Annotated in this window: 16 protein-coding genes; 5 read left to right on the plus strand and 11 right to left on the minus strand. The window is 49.0% G+C overall.

The genetic code is table 11. The features are described from left to right. Window positions 1–54: 54 nt before the first annotated feature. Together mdoH and mdoG are read right to left on the minus strand one after the other, a co-directional pair. Window positions 55–2,583, minus strand: coding sequence for a glucans biosynthesis glucosyltransferase MdoH (mdoH, locus tag OGV65_RS07150; protein WP_019076449.1), 2,529 nt, complete (start codon window positions 2,581–2,583; stop codon window positions 55–57). Continuing rightward, window positions 2,576–4,111 carry a glucans biosynthesis protein MdoG gene (mdoG, locus tag OGV65_RS07155; protein ID WP_087121841.1) on the minus strand — a complete coding sequence of 512 codons (1,536 nt, stop codon included), beginning with the start codon at window positions 4,109–4,111 and terminating at the stop codon, window positions 2,576–2,578. The genes mdoH and mdoG overlap by 8 nt, the downstream gene beginning before the upstream one ends. 271 nt (window positions 4,112–4,382) lie before the next feature. Here mdoG and mdoC point away from each other — a divergent pair, with 271 nt between their 5' ends. Beyond that, a complete protein-coding gene (mdoC, locus tag OGV65_RS07160) occupies window positions 4,383–5,543 on the plus strand; it encodes a glucans biosynthesis protein MdoC (protein ID WP_141875059.1) in 1,161 nt (386 codons plus the stop codon). 24 nt (window positions 5,544–5,567) lie between these two features. Here mdoC and OGV65_RS07165 read toward each other — a convergent pair whose 3' ends face one another. From OGV65_RS07165 to csgB, 6 genes are all read right to left on the minus strand, one after another. After that, the gene (locus OGV65_RS07165) at window positions 5,568–7,007 is read right to left on the minus strand and encodes a phospholipase D family protein (protein ID WP_286454781.1); all 1,440 of its coding nucleotides are present in this window, start codon (window positions 7,005–7,007) and stop codon (window positions 5,568–5,570) included. Next, window positions 6,991–7,533 carry an O-acetyl-ADP-ribose deacetylase gene (gene ymdB / locus OGV65_RS07170; protein ID WP_286454782.1) on the minus strand — a complete coding sequence of 181 codons (543 nt, stop codon included), beginning with the start codon at window positions 7,531–7,533 and terminating at the stop codon, window positions 6,991–6,993. Before ymdB ends, OGV65_RS07165 begins: the two co-directional genes overlap by 17 nt. A 100-nt stretch (window positions 7,534–7,633) precedes the next feature. Next, window positions 7,634–7,954: a YmdA family protein gene (locus OGV65_RS07175; RefSeq protein ID WP_016152603.1), complete on the minus strand. Its 321-nt coding sequence runs from the start codon at window positions 7,952–7,954 to the stop codon at window positions 7,634–7,636. Between the two features lie 151 nt (window positions 7,955–8,105). Beyond that, window positions 8,106–8,438: a curli assembly chaperone CsgC gene (gene csgC, locus OGV65_RS07180; RefSeq protein WP_153690757.1), complete on the minus strand. Its 333-nt coding sequence runs from the start codon at window positions 8,436–8,438 to the stop codon at window positions 8,106–8,108. 60 nt (window positions 8,439–8,498) lie between these two features. Further along, window positions 8,499–8,948 (minus strand): curli major subunit CsgA, encoded by a 450-nt coding sequence (gene csgA, locus OGV65_RS07185; RefSeq protein WP_016156176.1) that lies wholly within the window; start codon window positions 8,946–8,948, stop codon window positions 8,499–8,501. Between the two features lie 40 nt (window positions 8,949–8,988). Further along, window positions 8,989–9,444, minus strand: a complete 456-nt coding sequence (gene csgB / locus OGV65_RS07190) for a curli minor subunit CsgB (protein WP_019076446.1) — start codon at window positions 9,442–9,444, stop codon at window positions 8,989–8,991. 759 nt (window positions 9,445–10,203) lie between these two features. Between csgB and csgD the strand changes: the two genes are divergently transcribed. Genes csgD through csgG form a run of 4 tightly spaced genes read left to right on the plus strand, consistent with a single transcriptional unit; the run spans window position 10,204 to window position 12,549 of the window. Then, window positions 10,204–10,854: a biofilm master transcriptional regulator CsgD gene (gene csgD, locus OGV65_RS07195; protein WP_003036091.1), complete on the plus strand. Its 651-nt coding sequence runs from the start codon at window positions 10,204–10,206 to the stop codon at window positions 10,852–10,854. Window positions 10,855–10,858: 4 nt separating this feature from the next. Continuing rightward, window positions 10,859–11,251, plus strand: coding sequence for a curli production assembly/transport protein CsgE (csgE, locus tag OGV65_RS07200; RefSeq protein ID WP_016152600.1), 393 nt, complete (start codon window positions 10,859–10,861; stop codon window positions 11,249–11,251). Between the two features lie 25 nt (window positions 11,252–11,276). Next, window positions 11,277–11,690, plus strand: a complete 414-nt coding sequence (gene csgF / locus OGV65_RS07205; protein ID WP_016152599.1) for a curli production assembly/transport protein CsgF — start codon at window positions 11,277–11,279, stop codon at window positions 11,688–11,690. 25 nt (window positions 11,691–11,715) lie between these two features. Then, window positions 11,716–12,549 carry a curli production assembly/transport protein CsgG gene (gene csgG / locus OGV65_RS07210; RefSeq protein ID WP_016152598.1) on the plus strand — a complete coding sequence of 278 codons (834 nt, stop codon included), beginning with the start codon at window positions 11,716–11,718 and terminating at the stop codon, window positions 12,547–12,549. Window positions 12,550–12,596: 47 nt separating this feature from the next. On the opposite strand, the gene OGV65_RS07215 is transcribed toward csgG, so the two are convergent. The 3 genes from OGV65_RS07215 to OGV65_RS07225 all read right to left on the minus strand — a co-directional run bounded on the left by OGV65_RS07215 (window position 12,597) and on the right by OGV65_RS07225 (window position 14,496). Continuing rightward, window positions 12,597–13,079 (minus strand): DUF1097 domain-containing protein, encoded by a 483-nt coding sequence (locus OGV65_RS07215; protein ID WP_016156175.1) that lies wholly within the window; start codon window positions 13,077–13,079, stop codon window positions 12,597–12,599. Window positions 13,080–13,180: 101 nt separating this feature from the next. Continuing rightward, window positions 13,181–13,735, minus strand: a complete 555-nt coding sequence (locus OGV65_RS07220) for a TorD/DmsD family molecular chaperone (RefSeq protein ID WP_016152596.1) — start codon at window positions 13,733–13,735, stop codon at window positions 13,181–13,183. Window positions 13,736–13,758: 23 nt separating this feature from the next. Further along, complete coding sequence (locus OGV65_RS07225; protein WP_016156173.1) at window positions 13,759–14,496, minus strand: phosphatase; 738 nt, start codon at window positions 14,494–14,496, stop codon at window positions 13,759–13,761. Between the last annotated feature and the right edge of the window lie 46 nt (window positions 14,497–14,542).

Consider the following 14,542-nt stretch of genomic DNA (forward strand, 5'->3'; position numbering starts at 1 on the left):
ATTTAGTATAAAAAAATACCGGCACCAGGCCGGTATTTTCACGTTACGTAACGCTTATTTTTTCCTGAGCGCCAGCGGATTCAGGGTCAGTCCCTGGTAGTAATTCACCCACGAAGAATACTTATCAGGTGAATTCCAGACGCGATAGTGCAAACGCGCCATCGTCACCGGATCGCTCAACAGCACCAGACGGCGGTCACGGTTTAGTTTCTCCGGCGTTTCGTTCAGCGCCTGCTCCACATGGCGGTCACGGGCAATCTCAAGCACGTTACTCGCGCGGTGACGTGCAGTCGCCATTGCCGTTGCCAGTGCGTTAAATGACGGGTTAAACACCGCATGCATAAAGCCGTCGTCCAGTGTACGATTGCGGTTCATCACCAGGTAGGTATCCGTATCCACCAGCACCTGCGGCGGAGAATACTCTTCCGGGATCAGGAACAGCTTCCAGCGCTTGGTACGTAACCCAACCGTGGAACGGCTGGAAATCACGGAAACAAACGGCGACAGGATCAGCGAGAAGACAATCGGCGCCAGCCAGAACAGGAAACGCAGATCCAGCCAGGCCATACCTACCGCCCACACCAGCCCCAGCAGTAACTGAGAACCGTGACGCATAAATGCTTCACCCCACGGAGTGGAATCGTCATCACGCTGTGGCGAATTCCACACCACTTCCCAACCGAGGAAGGCGCTCACGACAAAGACGGTATGGAACAGCATACGCACCGGCGCCAGCAGCACGGAGAACAGAACCTCCAGCAGCAGCGACAGCGTGACGCGGATAAACCCGCCGTACTCTTTCGTCCCTTTACACCAGATGAGCAAAATACTCAGCAGCTTCGGCAGGAACAGCAGTACCATCGTAGAAGCAAACAGCGCGATCGCCAGTTCAGGACGCCACTGCGGCCATACCGGGAACAGCTGGCGCGGTTGCAGGAAGTACTGTGGTTCCGTCAACGCATGCACCACCTGCAATGCGGTCGATAACGCGAGGAACATAAACCACAGCGGCGCGGACAGATAGGACATAACGCCGGTCAGGAACACCGCACGGTGAACCGGGTGCATCCCCTTCACCAGGAACAGACGGAAGTTCATCAGGTTGCCATGACACCAGCGACGGTCACGCTTGAGTTCATCCAGCAGGTTCGGCGGTAGCTCTTCATAAGAGCCCGGCAGATCGTAAGCAATCCACACGCCCCAGCCGGCACGACGCATCAACGCCGCTTCGACGAAGTCATGGGAGAGAATCGAACCCGCAAACGAGCCTTCGCCCGGTAACGGCGCAAGCGCACAGTGTTCGATAAACGGCTTCACGCGAATAATCGCGTTATGACCCCAGTAGTGCGATTCCCCCAATTGCCAGAAGTGAAGTCCAGCAGTAAACAACGGACCATAAACACGGGTCGCAAACTGCTGACAGCGCGCATACAGCGTATCCATACCGGAAGCCTTCGGTGAAGACTGGATAATCCCGGCATTTGGATTCGCTTCCATCAGGCGCACCAGCCCGCTCAGACAGTCACCGCTCATCACGGAATCAGCGTCCAGCACCACCATGTAGCTGTACTGATTTCCCCAGCGACGGCAGAAGTCATCAATGTTACCGCTTTTACGCTTCACGCGGCGACGACGACGACGGTAGAAAATCTGCCCTTCGCCTTGCACTTCGGCAATCAGCTCCATCCACGCTTTTTGTTCTGCTACGCAGATATCGGGGTTGTAGCTGTCGCTCAGGATGTAAACATCAAAATGCTCGGCGTTGCCCGTCGCTTTGACCGACTCCCACGTGGCGCGAAGTCCCGCGAATACGCGGTCAACGTCCTCGTTACAGATCGGCATAATCAACGCGGTCCGGTGCTCGGGATTTAACGGTTCGTCCCCAACCGTTGAGGCGGAGATACTGTACTTATCTCGCCCAATCAACAGTTGCAGGAAGCCCATCAGCGCGGTCCAGAATCCTGCTGAAACCCAACAGAAAAGCACGGCAAACAAAATGAGAATGCCGGTCTGGAGCATGTAGGGCAGCAGTTGCATAAAGGAGACCCATAAATCCTGCCCCATCATGTCAACAGGATTAATGAATGCCCAACCCTGATAAGGAAGGATCGTCTTCATATACCAGGTTGCGACGACCGTTTGCGCCAGCGTTAAGATTAACAACGTATAGCGGCGGATGGTGCCAACCGTACGCCATTTTTGCTCGCTCTCCTGTTCTTCTTTCGTCAAACGCGAAAGATAACGCGGAGTCACATCGCGCCCGCGCAGGCGATCCCAAAAGCGGCCAACCGGGTTGGTACGCCAGGGATCGGGGAACATAGAGGTACGCGTTGCTTTTGGCATCGCCTGCAGCTGATCGCGCCCCTCATCGTCCTTAACCAACTGCTCTTTGGCCAGAGAATCCGGCCACGCCTGCTCCAGGCGAGCTTTCACCGAACCCTGCGGTGAATCATCTTCGCGCGAGTACGTACGATGCTCGGCATCCAGCGCCTGATGAACGGCGCGGATGTCAGTTTTCGGCAGTGCCGCTTTTTCGATATCCGAAAGCGGCATTGCGTCAATATACTCAGTTGTCTTATTCATTGGCAGGTAACTGGTAGCTCCAGGTTTCACTCAGCGTCTGATCGGCATTGACCAAGGCAGCACGCATTTCAGTGGTTTTCTTCACGTCTTTCACTTTCACGCGCAATACCAAACGCCAACCTTTAGAGACCGGGTTGTAGCGCACAGTACTTTCAACGATCTCGCCGTTGTCGCCAATACTGGTTTGTGCGGTAACCGGGGTATCCTGCGGCAGCTTTTTCATATCCGTGCCGGTAAAGTCCACCACAAACGCGATGGTGCCATCAGGCTGACGAATGAGGTTAGACTGTTTTACATCACCGGTAGAACGACGAGTCTGCTGGACCCAGGCGCTATCAGGGGCATGAAGCTTGTCTTCGTCACGCGTGAACGTCAGGGTGTACTTGAAGTTCATCTCTTTACCAGCTTCAGGCAGTTGATCCGGCGTCCAGTACGCAACGATGTTATCGTTCGTTTCATCGTTAGTTGGGATTTCAACTAACTCAATCTTACCTTTACCCCAATCACCTTTTGGCGTGATCCAGGCGCTTGGGCGCAGATCGTAACGATCGTCGATATCTTCAAAACGCGAGAACTGACGGCCACGCTGCAGCAGGCCGAAACCTTGCGGGTTTTCCATCGCAAAGCTGCTCACCGCCAGATGTTTCGGGTTATTCAGCGGACGCCAAATCCACTCGCCGTTGCCAGCGTGGATCGACAAACCGTTAGAGTCATGCAGTTCCGGACGATAGTTGGTCGCCGGAGAAGGCTGGTTTGGTCCGTACAGGAACATACTGGTTAACGGTGCCACGCCCAGCTTGCCCACTTTGTCGCGCAGATAAACTTTGGACTGAACATCGACTACCGTGTCACGACCCGGAATGATGACAAAGCGATACGCTCCGGTTGCGCGCGGAGAATCCAGCAAGGCATAAATGGTCAAACGTTTGTCAGTCGGTTTCGGACGCTCGATCCAAAACTCACGGAAGCGGGGAAATTCTTCGCCAGAAGGCAGAGCGGTATCAATCGCGAGACCGCGCGCAGACAGACCGTAGACCTGCCCTGCCCCCAGAACACGGAAATAGCTGGCACCGAGCATGCTGACGATTTCGTCGTTTTTATCTTTGCTGTTGATCGGATACAGCACTTTGAACCCGGCGAAACCGAGATCTTTTACCGTGTCTTTATCATGCTGAACATCGCCAAAATTAAAATAATCCGGGCTGTATTTGATTCTTTTCACCGCTGTAGCGGTAACTTCGTTGATTTTGACCGGCGTGTCGAAGTACATACCCTGGTGGTAGAACTCGAGCTTAAATGGGGTCTTGAGATTACTCCAGTAGGCTTTATCGCGGTTAAACTGGATCTGCTGATAATCCGCATATTTCATGTCGCGGAAAACGGAGGGCAAGTTACTTTTTGGCGCCTCATAGCCTTTACCGGCTAAGGATTGAGCTTGTTTTGCAACATCATCGATGCTGAACGCCCAGCTCGATGATGTGTACAGCGTTAACATAACTGCTGCACCCAACCAACGCATTTTCATCATTTGTAGTTTATGTTTCATAATTAGTAAGCACTTCCCCCTTTGTGTGCTTATATTGATCCGATCCATTTTAATGGATAATCGGGTATTCCGACAACTGAATCCCTGTATTGTTCGCGCGCTGGCTCATGGTTTAATCAGGTTCAACTACCTGTTTTCACTTTGCGTGCTTATCCTGGAGACAGGTTGTTGGACTTCGTGTAGGGTTGCCCTCGAATGTAACCATTATTCGTCTTAGGGATAAGACGAAAAGTCTGAGAATACATAACTGTCTATGAGCTCTGTATCACCACCACGCGAATATTTTCTTGACTCCATCCGTGCCTGGCTAATGTTGTTAGGGATCCCATTCCATATTTCATTGATTTACTCGACCCACACCTGGCACGTGAACAGCGCTGAACCGTCGTGGTGGTTGACCCTGTTTAACGACTTTATCCATGCTTTTCGCATGCAAGTCTTCTTTGTCATTTCGGGTTATTTTTCCTACATGCTATTTTTGCGCTATCCGCTAAAGCGCTGGTGGAAGGTGCGTGTAGAACGCGTGGGGATCCCGATGCTGACCGCGATTCCATTACTTACGCTGCCGCAATTTATCATGCTGCAATACGTAAAAGGAAAAGCAGACAGTTGGCATACTCTCAGCGGCTACGATAAATACAATGCGCTGGCCTGGGAGCTGATTTCCCATCTGTGGTTTTTACTGGTTCTGGTCGTATTAACGACCGTGAGCATGTGGGTGTTCACCCAGATGAAAAACAGACTGACGCGTAGCGACGCCGCCAGCGCCCCGGCGGTCTCGATGACTAAATTAACGCTGATTTTCATATTATTAGGTGTCGGTTACGCTACCGTCAGAAGGACAATTTTCATCCTCTACCCTTCGATTCTCAGCGATGGCATGTTCAATTTTATCGTTATGCAAACGCTGTTCTATGCGCCGTTCTTTATCCTCGGCGCACTGGCGTTTATCAACCCGAATCTGAAAGCGCTGTTTACCACGCCGTCACGCGGTTGCACGCTCGGTGCTGCATTCGCATTTGTGGCATACCTGCTCAATCAGCGTTATGGCAACGGCGATGCCTGGATGTATGAAACCGAATATGTCATTACCATGGTCATGGGACTGTGGATGGTGAACGTCGTCTTTTCGTTGGGTCACCGTTTGCTTAATTTTCAGTCTGCCCGCGTGACCTATTTTGTCAACGCGTCGCTGTTTATCTATCTGGTGCATCACCCGTTAACGCTGTTTTTTGGCGCTTACATCACACCGCATATCACGTCGAATCTGCTGGGTTTTCTCTGCGGTCTGCTGTTTGTGGTTGGGATTGCGGTAATACTGTACGAAATCCATTTACGCATACCGGTGCTGAAGTTTCTCTTTTCGGGTAAACCGCCCGTTAAGCAGGATAAAAACAAGGCCGTAGCCGGCTAGTTTTTCCCTCAATCATTGTGTGGTTCAAAGCAGCCATTCAATGGGTAACACGGACGCCAGCTTTACCAGAACCCGCTTCCAGAATCCTGTGGCGGGTTCTTTTTTCAGGACCTGTTCACTGCCAGAAAGTCGGTCGACCCAATTAATTCTCCCCCAACGGTCAAGGCGTAGCTGCCAGGCCATATCACGCTGGCTTTGCATAAACCGTTTATGAATCAATTCGGCCAGCACTTCACTCTCAATCACAAATCCCATTTCCGTATTGAGCAGCGTCGAACGAGGATCAAAATTAAGCGAGCCGATAAACACTTTGCGATCATCAATACTGAACGTTTTCGCATGCAGGCTGGACCCTGAATTACCGGTTAATCCACGATCGTGAACGACCGAGACGCGATCGCGGGTCGGTTTAAGTTCGTATAATTCTACACCGTAGCGCAGCAGTTTTTTTCGCCAGCGCGCATAGCCCGCATGGACGATCGCCACATCATTCGCCGCCAGTGAATTGGTTAAAATGGCAATCTTGACGCCTTTTCTTACCAGTCTCAGGAGCTGCGCCACACCGGCACGCGTCGGCACAAAGTAGGCAGAAATAATATCAATACGTTCGGTCGGCGAGCCCATTACGTCAAACAAACGCTGCGGTAATAGCGAGTGGCGCGGCGCTTTCCCTTCTCCTTTTGCAGGATCATCGCTCAGCAAACGCGTTTTGGCCCAAATCAGCGGCAGCGACCTTTGATCAAGACTGGACATAAACTGGCTGGTTTCCAGCTTATGCAGATAGCGGCGGGTAATATCATCGTTATACCAGGTTTCGGGTAGCTCAATACGCTGCACAGAATCTGGCTCGGACATCTCAAGCACATTTTGTAACGTTGAAACCGAGCGGCAGTGCCAGTAACGCTCAAAATCATCTGCCACATCTTTGACAACCGGCCCGATAGCCATGACGTCCAGGTCGGAAAATAGCGGTTGCTCACCCGCGCCAAAATAGGCATCGCCAATATTACGCCCACCAACGAGAGTCACCACGCCGTCAGCGGTATAACTTTTATTGTGCATGCGCCGATTAAGCCGGGCAAAATCGGTTAAATAGCCCAGCGCGCGCAGGATGCGAAAGGAAAACGGATTGAAGAGGCGAACTTCTATATTGGGGTGCTTATCCAGCAGACGCAGCGTGTCGTCCAGACCCGGCGTGTTGTTATCATCCAGCAGCAAACGCACCCGTACGCCCCGCTTCGCTGCGGCCAGCAGAACGGAAAATAACAATAGCCCGGACATGTCGTTTTCCCAGATGTAATACTGCACATCCAGGGTACGTTCCGCCATTTCCGTTAACCGATAGCGAGCAGCAAACGCATCCAGGCTGTCATCCAACGCAAGAATGCCGCATTCTCCCGGGTGGTCTTCGCAAAGGGGCGTGATGGCACGCTCAAGTCGCGTCATATCAGTCCGTGTGATCATCACCTTGTTGTGTTAGCAATCTCTTATAAAGTTGAGCGTTTTCGTCATCAAAGCACACGAAGTATATCTGATCAGGAAGTACGCGGCGGGTAATAAATTTCAGCACCGTTTTCACCGCTATTTCTGCCGCTGCGGCGCGTGGATAGCCATAAGCCCCGGTGCTAATCGCCGGAAAAGCAATGGAGTGATAACCATTGGCCAGGGCCAGTTGCAGGGTGTTTAAGTAAGCTTCTTCGAGGCGTTCGGCCTCATGATGACCTCCCCCTTGCCAGACCGGTCCTACGGTATGAATGACCGCTTTTGCCGCAAGCGCCCCCGCCAGAGTGATAACCGCATGCCCTGTCGGGCATTCTCCTTGTTGCTGGATAACCTGTTTGCAGGCCTCCAGCAATGCTGGTCCGGCAGCGCGATGGATTGCGCCATCGACGCCACCACCTCCCAGTAGCGATGAATTCGCCGCATTGACAATCACATCAACAGCGACAGTCGTAATATCGCCATGTAACACATGAACACGTGATTGCATAAGTTCCCCCTGACAAAACACCATTCGTTAAGTGTACAGCAGGGTTTTCCCTTAAATCTCTCTTTTTAACCGTAAGTGTGCATATCTACGCCACAGCGAGTCATTTATATTCAATATTAAGAATCGCCATGTTTTTCTGTTCATTGAGGTAGTGCATTTTGACTGTGGCAATTTCCTGCACATTCTGAGGGGCTGTCGCGAGCTGCTGCGGGTTGTAAAGACTATTCTGGTTGGTGCCGTTGCGGATACATGACAATTCAATTTGCTGCTGCTGTCTGTTAACGTCGCAAGGTGATTCAACTATCGCTCCGCGAAAATGAATAACCCCGCCGGTTGTGATTTGCTGCGCAATTGCAGGGAGGGTTAAAAGAGAAAAAGCACATAAACTGGTACTTAAAATACGCTTTAATAATGTACACATAAGGGTTCCTCAACGATTAGCCATCTTTGAGGGATCGAAATGATCCTTCACCGCTACGATTAACGATCAAATACAAACGCTCACACGCTTCTATATTCATAGAACAGCAGCGCATTCCCAGCCACACCCTTAATGCAAATACAGCAAAAAATTATGGGTGACTGTTTGAGTCAGGCCATTGTTGCGACAGATGCAGAGACTGCCCATCTGAAACGGTAACGATAATTTTGACCGAGTCCTCAGATGAAATATTAAAGCTCAGTTTGGTTAATTCAATCGGTCGATTAGCAGGGACCGAAAGGCTTATTTTCTGCTGCGACTGGCTTTGTCCCCCCTGCCCTTTACGTATGGCAAGGACTTGTACCTCACATACGCACGGTTGGGTTAACGTCACCTGAGGAGTAATGGTGTACATATCACCTTGCTGAGTAGTATTGAATGTTATTTGATTTGCCAGCGCGGCAATGAGTAATAGCGTATGCATCATATTCTCCCGAAAAAAAAACAGGGCTCACGCCCTGTTTATTATCAGTCAGAAACTGAATTAGTGTTGGTTAGCTGTAGCGTTGTTGCCAAAGCCAACTTGCTGAATCAGCACATTGGAGTCAGAAGCGGTCTGATTAACCAACGCACCGTTACGGCCACCGAACTGGGTTACACTAATATCAGCATTTTTAGCATTCCACTGATCGATAGTGGCATTGTTCTGGAAGCCAGTCTGTTTCAGGCTAATGGTACTGTCATCAGCGCCCTGACCAACTACAGCCCCGTTACCGCGCCCCTGTTGTGTGATGGTGACATCTGATTTACGCGCATCACTTTGCAGAGCATTCGCAGCGTTGTTTGACCCATATTGGTAGATACTCAGTGAAGAGTCTGGGCCATAATTACTACCGCCACCATGATGATTGCCGCCCCATTGCGGAACAACACCAGCCAGAGCACTGCCAGAAACTACGATTGCTGCGAATGCTGCCACTTTTAAAAGTTTCATGGTAAACCCCCATCGGATTGATTTAATCGTCGTTAATGGATTAGCGTTGAGTAACGCGAATTGCCATTTGCGACTGTCTCTGCACCACAACTGCTGTTTTTTGTGTACCGTACTGAGTAATATTGGCTTTATTACCAGAACCTTTCTGGATAATTACCGCCGTATTACCGTATGAACCTTGTTTAATACTCGCGTCATTGGAACTACCCGTTTGATCAATATATGCAAAGTTATATGATCCCGTCTGGTCTGTTTTCGCTCGGTTACCAGAACCTTCTTGCGAAATAACCGACAATAACTTCGAGCCCCCCTGTCGAGTATTTGCACTGTTCGCAGTGCCAACCTGACCAATAATGGCTGCCTGATTAAATGAAGACTTACTTAATTCATTTACCGCAAAGTTATATTCTGAGTTAGCTAAATCATAACTTGTAGCGGATGCAATCCCAGGCACACCCAGCATTGTAAACATCATAAATAACAACTTGTTTTTCATGTTGTCACCCTGGACCTGGTCGTACATAAGGTTAAATTATTTACCACTCAAATTATTGTTAACGTGACTTACATTTGTTAACGCCACGTTACGATGAAGAGTATGTCCGTTGAAACATTTTAAATAACTCACCCACCAGTTGTATTTTTATATCCAGATTCACCCCAAAGTACTAATTAACCGCAATTAACACCGTTATAGCTCTAGATTTTATTTCTTTTGTAACCCAATGACTGAATTTCTATGCAGTAACAAAAAAACGCGTTTCCCGCGTTTTCTGGGCCTTGCAGACGGTAGTGGGATTGTCCTCGGTACAAGTCGTGACAAGTGTCATTTTTTTCTATCTAAAATTGTTCAACTTAAAGTGAGACCATAAAATCAAAATTCATTAGAAATCTAAAACCATCTAATTATAATTTTATCCATTAAAATTCAACAAGATATTATAATTTGTATGATTTTTTAAATCTATGCAATAACGCTAAAATGTACAACTTTACTATCAAATCTAAACTCCACAAAAACGCAAAAATCACATTTTAATATATAAATTTACATTATGTAACATGTTTAACACTTGCTTTAAGATTTGTAATAGCTAGATTGAAATCAGTTGAAGTCCATTTGTTTTAATATTTTCACCCCGTTGGGTCGAAGTTTTATTTCTACACAGCAGTGCAACATCTGTCAGTACTTCTGGTGCCTCTATTTTAGTAGAGGCAACTGTCAGGTGTGCGACTAAAAAAGTGGAGTTTCATCATGTTTAATGAAGTCCATAGTATTCATGGTCATACATTATTGTTGATCACTAAACCATCCCTGCAGGCAACTGCGTTATTACAGCATTTAAAGCAATCGCTGGCGTTAACCGGAAAACTACATAATATTCAACGTTCTCTGGATGATATATCCTCCAGCTGCATTGTTTTACTGGATATGATGGAGGCAGATAAAAAACTGATCCATTACTGGCAAGATAATTTGAGCAGAAAAAACAACAATATAAAAACTTTATTGTTGAATACCCCAGATGATTATCCTTACCGGGATATTGAAAACTGGCCGCATATCAATGGCGTATTTTACGCAACTGAAGATGAGCAGCGTGTAGTCAGCGGTTTGCAGGGTGTGTTGCGGGGCGAATGTTACTTTTCGCAAAAGCTCGCCAGCTACCTGATCACGCATTCCGGGAACTACCGCTATAACAGCACGGAGTCGGCATTACTTACGCACCGTGAAAAAGAGATCCTTAATAAACTGCGTATCGGCGCCTCAAATATTGAAATCGCGCGTTCACTATTTATTAGTGAAAATACGGTGAAAACACATCTTTATAATCTTTTCAAAAAGATAGCTGTCAAAAATCGTACGCAGGCGGTCTCGTGGGCCAATGATAACCTCAGGCGATAAAGCCATGAAACGCTATTTGACCTGGATTGTGGCAGCAAATTTGTTCCTTGCTGCCGGGAATCTACACGCGGCTGTAGAGGTGGAGGTTCCCGGACTGTTAACTGACCACACTGTCTCTTCCATTGGCCATGATTTTTACCGGGCCTTTAGTGACAAGTGGGAAAGTAAGTACACAGGAAACTTAACCATTAATGAAAGACCCAGTGCACGTTGGGGAAGTTGGATCACCATAACGGTCAATCAGGACGTTATCTTCCAGACTTTTTTATTCCCGACGAAAAGAGACTTCGACAAAATTGTGGTCTTTGCATTGGCAGAAACAGAGGAAGCATTAAATCGTCGGCAAATAGATCAAACACTATTAAGCACGAGCGATTTAGCGCGCGATGAATTCTAAAACATGATTTTGTCCGGAGGCTTTCATGCGTGTCAAACATGCAGTGGTTTTGCTCATGCTGATTTCACCATTAAGTTGGGCCGGAAATATGACGTTCCAGTTCCGCAATCCTAACTTTGGTGGTAACCCAAATAACGGCTCTTTTTTACTGAACAGCGCCCAGGCGCAAAACTCGTATAAAGATCCGAGTGCCGGCGACTACGGGATTGAAACCCCAACAGCGCTGGATAACTTTACCCAGGCGATACAGTCACAAATACTCGGTGGCTTACTTACCAATATCAATACCGGTAAGCCGGGAAGGATGGTAACCAGCGATTTTATCGTTGATATCGCCAACCGGGATGGACAACTGCAACTGAATGTCACGGACAGGAAAACGGGGAGAACGTCGACTATTGAAGTTTCGGGTTTACAAAATCAGTCGACCGATTTCTAAATTATAGCCACGAAAGGAAAAAATCATGCAGCGCTTACTTATCATGGTGGCAGTAATTTTACTCAGCGGATGTTTAACAGCCCCGCCGCAAGAAGCCGCTAAGCCGACATTAATGCCCCGAGCCCAAAGCTATAAAGACTTGACGCACCTGCCCATGCCTACAGGTAAGATATTTGTCTCGGTATACAATATTCAGGATGAGACTGGCCAGTTTAAACCTTATCCGGCAAGTAACTTCTCAACCGCCGTCCCGCAAAGCGCCACGGCGATGCTTGTCACCGCATTGAAGGATTCTCGTTGGTTCGTCCCGCTGGAACGTCAGGGATTGCAGAACTTGCTTAACGAACGAAAAATCATTCGTGCGGCTCAGGAAAACGGCACAGTTGCCATTAATAACCGGATCCCTCTGCAGTCTCTGACCGCGGCAAACATCATGGTAGAAGGGTCAATTATTGGTTATGAAAGCAACGTTAAATCGGGTGGCGTTGGTGCGCGCTATTTCGGTATTGGCGCCGATACGCAGTACCAGCTCGACCAGATAGCGGTCAACCTGCGTGTGGTTAACGTTAGTACCGGTGAAATCCTCTCATCGGTGAATACCAGCAAAACTATCTTGTCTTATGAAGTGCAGGCTGGGGTATTCCGCTTCATTGACTACCAGCGACTGTTGGAAGGTGAAATTGGCTACACCTCTAACGAACCGGTTATGCTTTGTCTGATGTCAGCAATTGAAACCGGTGTTATCTTCCTGATTAATGACGGGATTGATCGCGGATTGTGGGATTTGCAGGATAAGAAACAAGTTGATAATGACATCCTGGTTAAATACCGCCATTTGTCGGTACCTCCGGAATCCTGAGTGGTCGATACAGCATAAAAAGCGTGAGGAAAACCCTCACGCTTTTTTTATTTACTGGTCAGCGTCGACGATAGCCGATTCTCACGACGAGATGCCAGCCACAATCCGCTGTTTTTCATCGCATAGCCGAATACCAGCCCCAGCGCCAGAGAAGGCACGACCAACTGCCAGTCACCCTGCCCTGCAAACGTTGCGCATGCGCCAATAAAGGTGCCCGGCACAAATGAAAGCAACCATTGCTTTGCCTGAATACACATGAGAAACGCGACAATTCCCGTCATGACATAACCAATAATGTCCATATGCGGGGCAAGCGCGCTACCGTTAATAATCACCAACGCCCACACCACACCGCTTAGCAGCGTACACGCCGAGATCCACAGCCCTTTCAGCCCACCCTGCGGACAGGCAAAATAGGCCGTGCAGCCCAGAAAGCCAGCCCAACTGAGTAAACCAAGAGATACGGCCACCCATCCCCAAATCCCAGAGAGAATGCCCGTTGTGATTGCAATTGAGAGAAGTATGTTCATGCCGCGTATCTTAGCAGAAAAACGGCATGGGAATGAGATCGTGCACACAATTCATGCAATGATGTAATTTGAGTTGCAGTTTAAAGTGATCTAAATCACATTTACTCTTCGGTATCTTCCTGCAATTCGTCCCACATCGCGCCAATGGCATCACGCGTTAACGGTGCCATGGTACGCCAGAACTGTGTGTTTGCATGCGCTTCAACTTTGCCAAGGAACGTGCCGCACCAGGGCAACAGGTATTCCACAAACAAGGTTTCGAGTGCTTCACTTTCATCTTCCGCAGACTGGTCTTCAAGCCATGAAGCCGCTAGCAACAGCGTGCCAATATGATCTGCAGGCGTATCTGCCAGCGGCATTCCGCGGGCAGAAAGAAATGCACGAACATCGGATTCTTTCGCCCCTTCTACCCAGGCGCTACGATAAGGCGGCACCGCACACTCGTCGCCGACAAACAGCGCGTTGTAATCCGCAGCCAACTGAGGCATATCGCAGCTTTTCTGCAGACGAGTGAGCAGTTCGTCCTGTTCCAGCGGCCAATTGGCGGACAGTTTACCTTCACTAATCAGGGTAAACAGAGGAACCAGTAAAGGGTCTTGCGGTTGGCGGTAAAACAGCGAGCCCAGTACACGACACAGGATAGAAAACTCGTTCATTGATATATTCCAGTTAGTAACAATTACAGTTCAGCAAATTCCGCGATCGGCTCCATGCCTCGCGATTCCAGAAACGCCAGCAGGCGTTTAGGTGTGACGTTTAAAATTCTGTCTTCCGGGAAATTTACATCATCCAGAATTTTACGGCATTCACCAAATTCTCCCAGTGTGAAAGCGGTATGTGAATCCGAGCCTAACGCCACCCAGCCCCCGGCATCACGCACCGCCGCTGCGACCGCGCGACAATTGTCCTCACTCCCCTTACGCGAATGCAAAAACGAGGAGTTATTGATTTCCAGCGCGACCTGGTATTTTGCCGCCGCCTGCGCAATCGCTGTGATATCCACGGGATATTTGGGATTCCCCGGATGGCTGATGATGTGCACGTGACCACTGGCCATCGTGGCTATCATTGCCTGGGTATTGGTGTCTTTATCGTGAGGTGCAAAAACCGGCTCATGGAAGCCCGCGATGATGAGATCCAGGGAGGTAAACATCGGACCTGAACAGTCGATTTCGCCTTCAATATTCTTAATATTCGCCTCGATACCGCGCAGGATCCCTACGCCATCGACGATACGAGGCCAAATGCGCATATTAATAAAGTGCCAGTGATGAGGCGCATCCGCCATGTCCGGTCCATGATCGGTTATGGCAAACAGCTTGATGCCTTTGCGATGGGCTTCAGCGATGTAATCACTTAAGGTGCTGTAGGCGTGGGTACTGGCGACGGTATGCATATGCAGGTCAACGGGATACATAACTCTCTCCTGTAGTCATTTTCCGTCAAGGATAGCAGGTATCGTC

It is taken from the genome of Citrobacter sp. Cb004 (assembly GCF_030337065.1).
GTDB classification, from domain to species: Bacteria; Pseudomonadota; Gammaproteobacteria; order Enterobacterales; family Enterobacteriaceae; genus Citrobacter; species Citrobacter braakii.

Bases quoted from the DNA above. Each gene is read 5' to 3' on its own strand.
- mdoH (WP_019076449.1), bottom strand. From the start codon at position 2,583: ATGAATAAGACAACTGAGTATATTGACGCAATGCCGCTTTCGGATATC.
- mdoG (WP_087121841.1), bottom strand. From the start codon at position 4,111: ATGATGAAAATGCGTTGGTTGGGTGCAGCAGTTATGTTAACGCTGTAC.
- mdoC (WP_141875059.1), top strand. From the start codon at position 4,383: ATGAGCTCTGTATCACCACCACGCGAATATTTTCTTGACTCCATCCGT.
- OGV65_RS07165 (WP_286454781.1), bottom strand. From the start codon at position 7,007: ATGATCACACGGACTGATATGACGCGACTTGAGCGTGCCATCACGCCC.
- ymdB (WP_286454782.1), bottom strand. From the start codon at position 7,533: ATGCAATCACGTGTTCATGTGTTACATGGCGATATTACGACTGTCGCT.
- OGV65_RS07175 (WP_016152603.1), bottom strand. From the start codon at position 7,954: ATGTGTACATTATTAAAGCGTATTTTAAGTACCAGTTTATGTGCTTTT.
- csgC (WP_153690757.1), bottom strand. From the start codon at position 8,438: ATGCATACGCTATTACTCATTGCCGCGCTGGCAAATCAAATAACATTC.
- csgA (WP_016156176.1), bottom strand. From the start codon at position 8,948: ATGAAACTTTTAAAAGTGGCAGCATTCGCAGCAATCGTAGTTTCTGGC.
- csgB (WP_019076446.1), bottom strand. From the start codon at position 9,444: ATGAAAAACAAGTTGTTATTTATGATGTTTACAATGCTGGGTGTGCCT.
- csgD (WP_003036091.1), top strand. From the start codon at position 10,204: ATGTTTAATGAAGTCCATAGTATTCATGGTCATACATTATTGTTGATC.
- csgE (WP_016152600.1), top strand. From the start codon at position 10,859: ATGAAACGCTATTTGACCTGGATTGTGGCAGCAAATTTGTTCCTTGCT.
- csgF (WP_016152599.1), top strand. From the start codon at position 11,277: ATGCGTGTCAAACATGCAGTGGTTTTGCTCATGCTGATTTCACCATTA.
- csgG (WP_016152598.1), top strand. From the start codon at position 11,716: ATGCAGCGCTTACTTATCATGGTGGCAGTAATTTTACTCAGCGGATGT.
- OGV65_RS07215 (WP_016156175.1), bottom strand. From the start codon at position 13,079: ATGAACATACTTCTCTCAATTGCAATCACAACGGGCATTCTCTCTGGG.
- OGV65_RS07220 (WP_016152596.1), bottom strand. From the start codon at position 13,735: ATGAACGAGTTTTCTATCCTGTGTCGTGTACTGGGCTCGCTGTTTTAC.
- OGV65_RS07225 (WP_016156173.1), bottom strand. From the start codon at position 14,496: ATGTATCCCGTTGACCTGCATATGCATACCGTCGCCAGTACCCACGCC.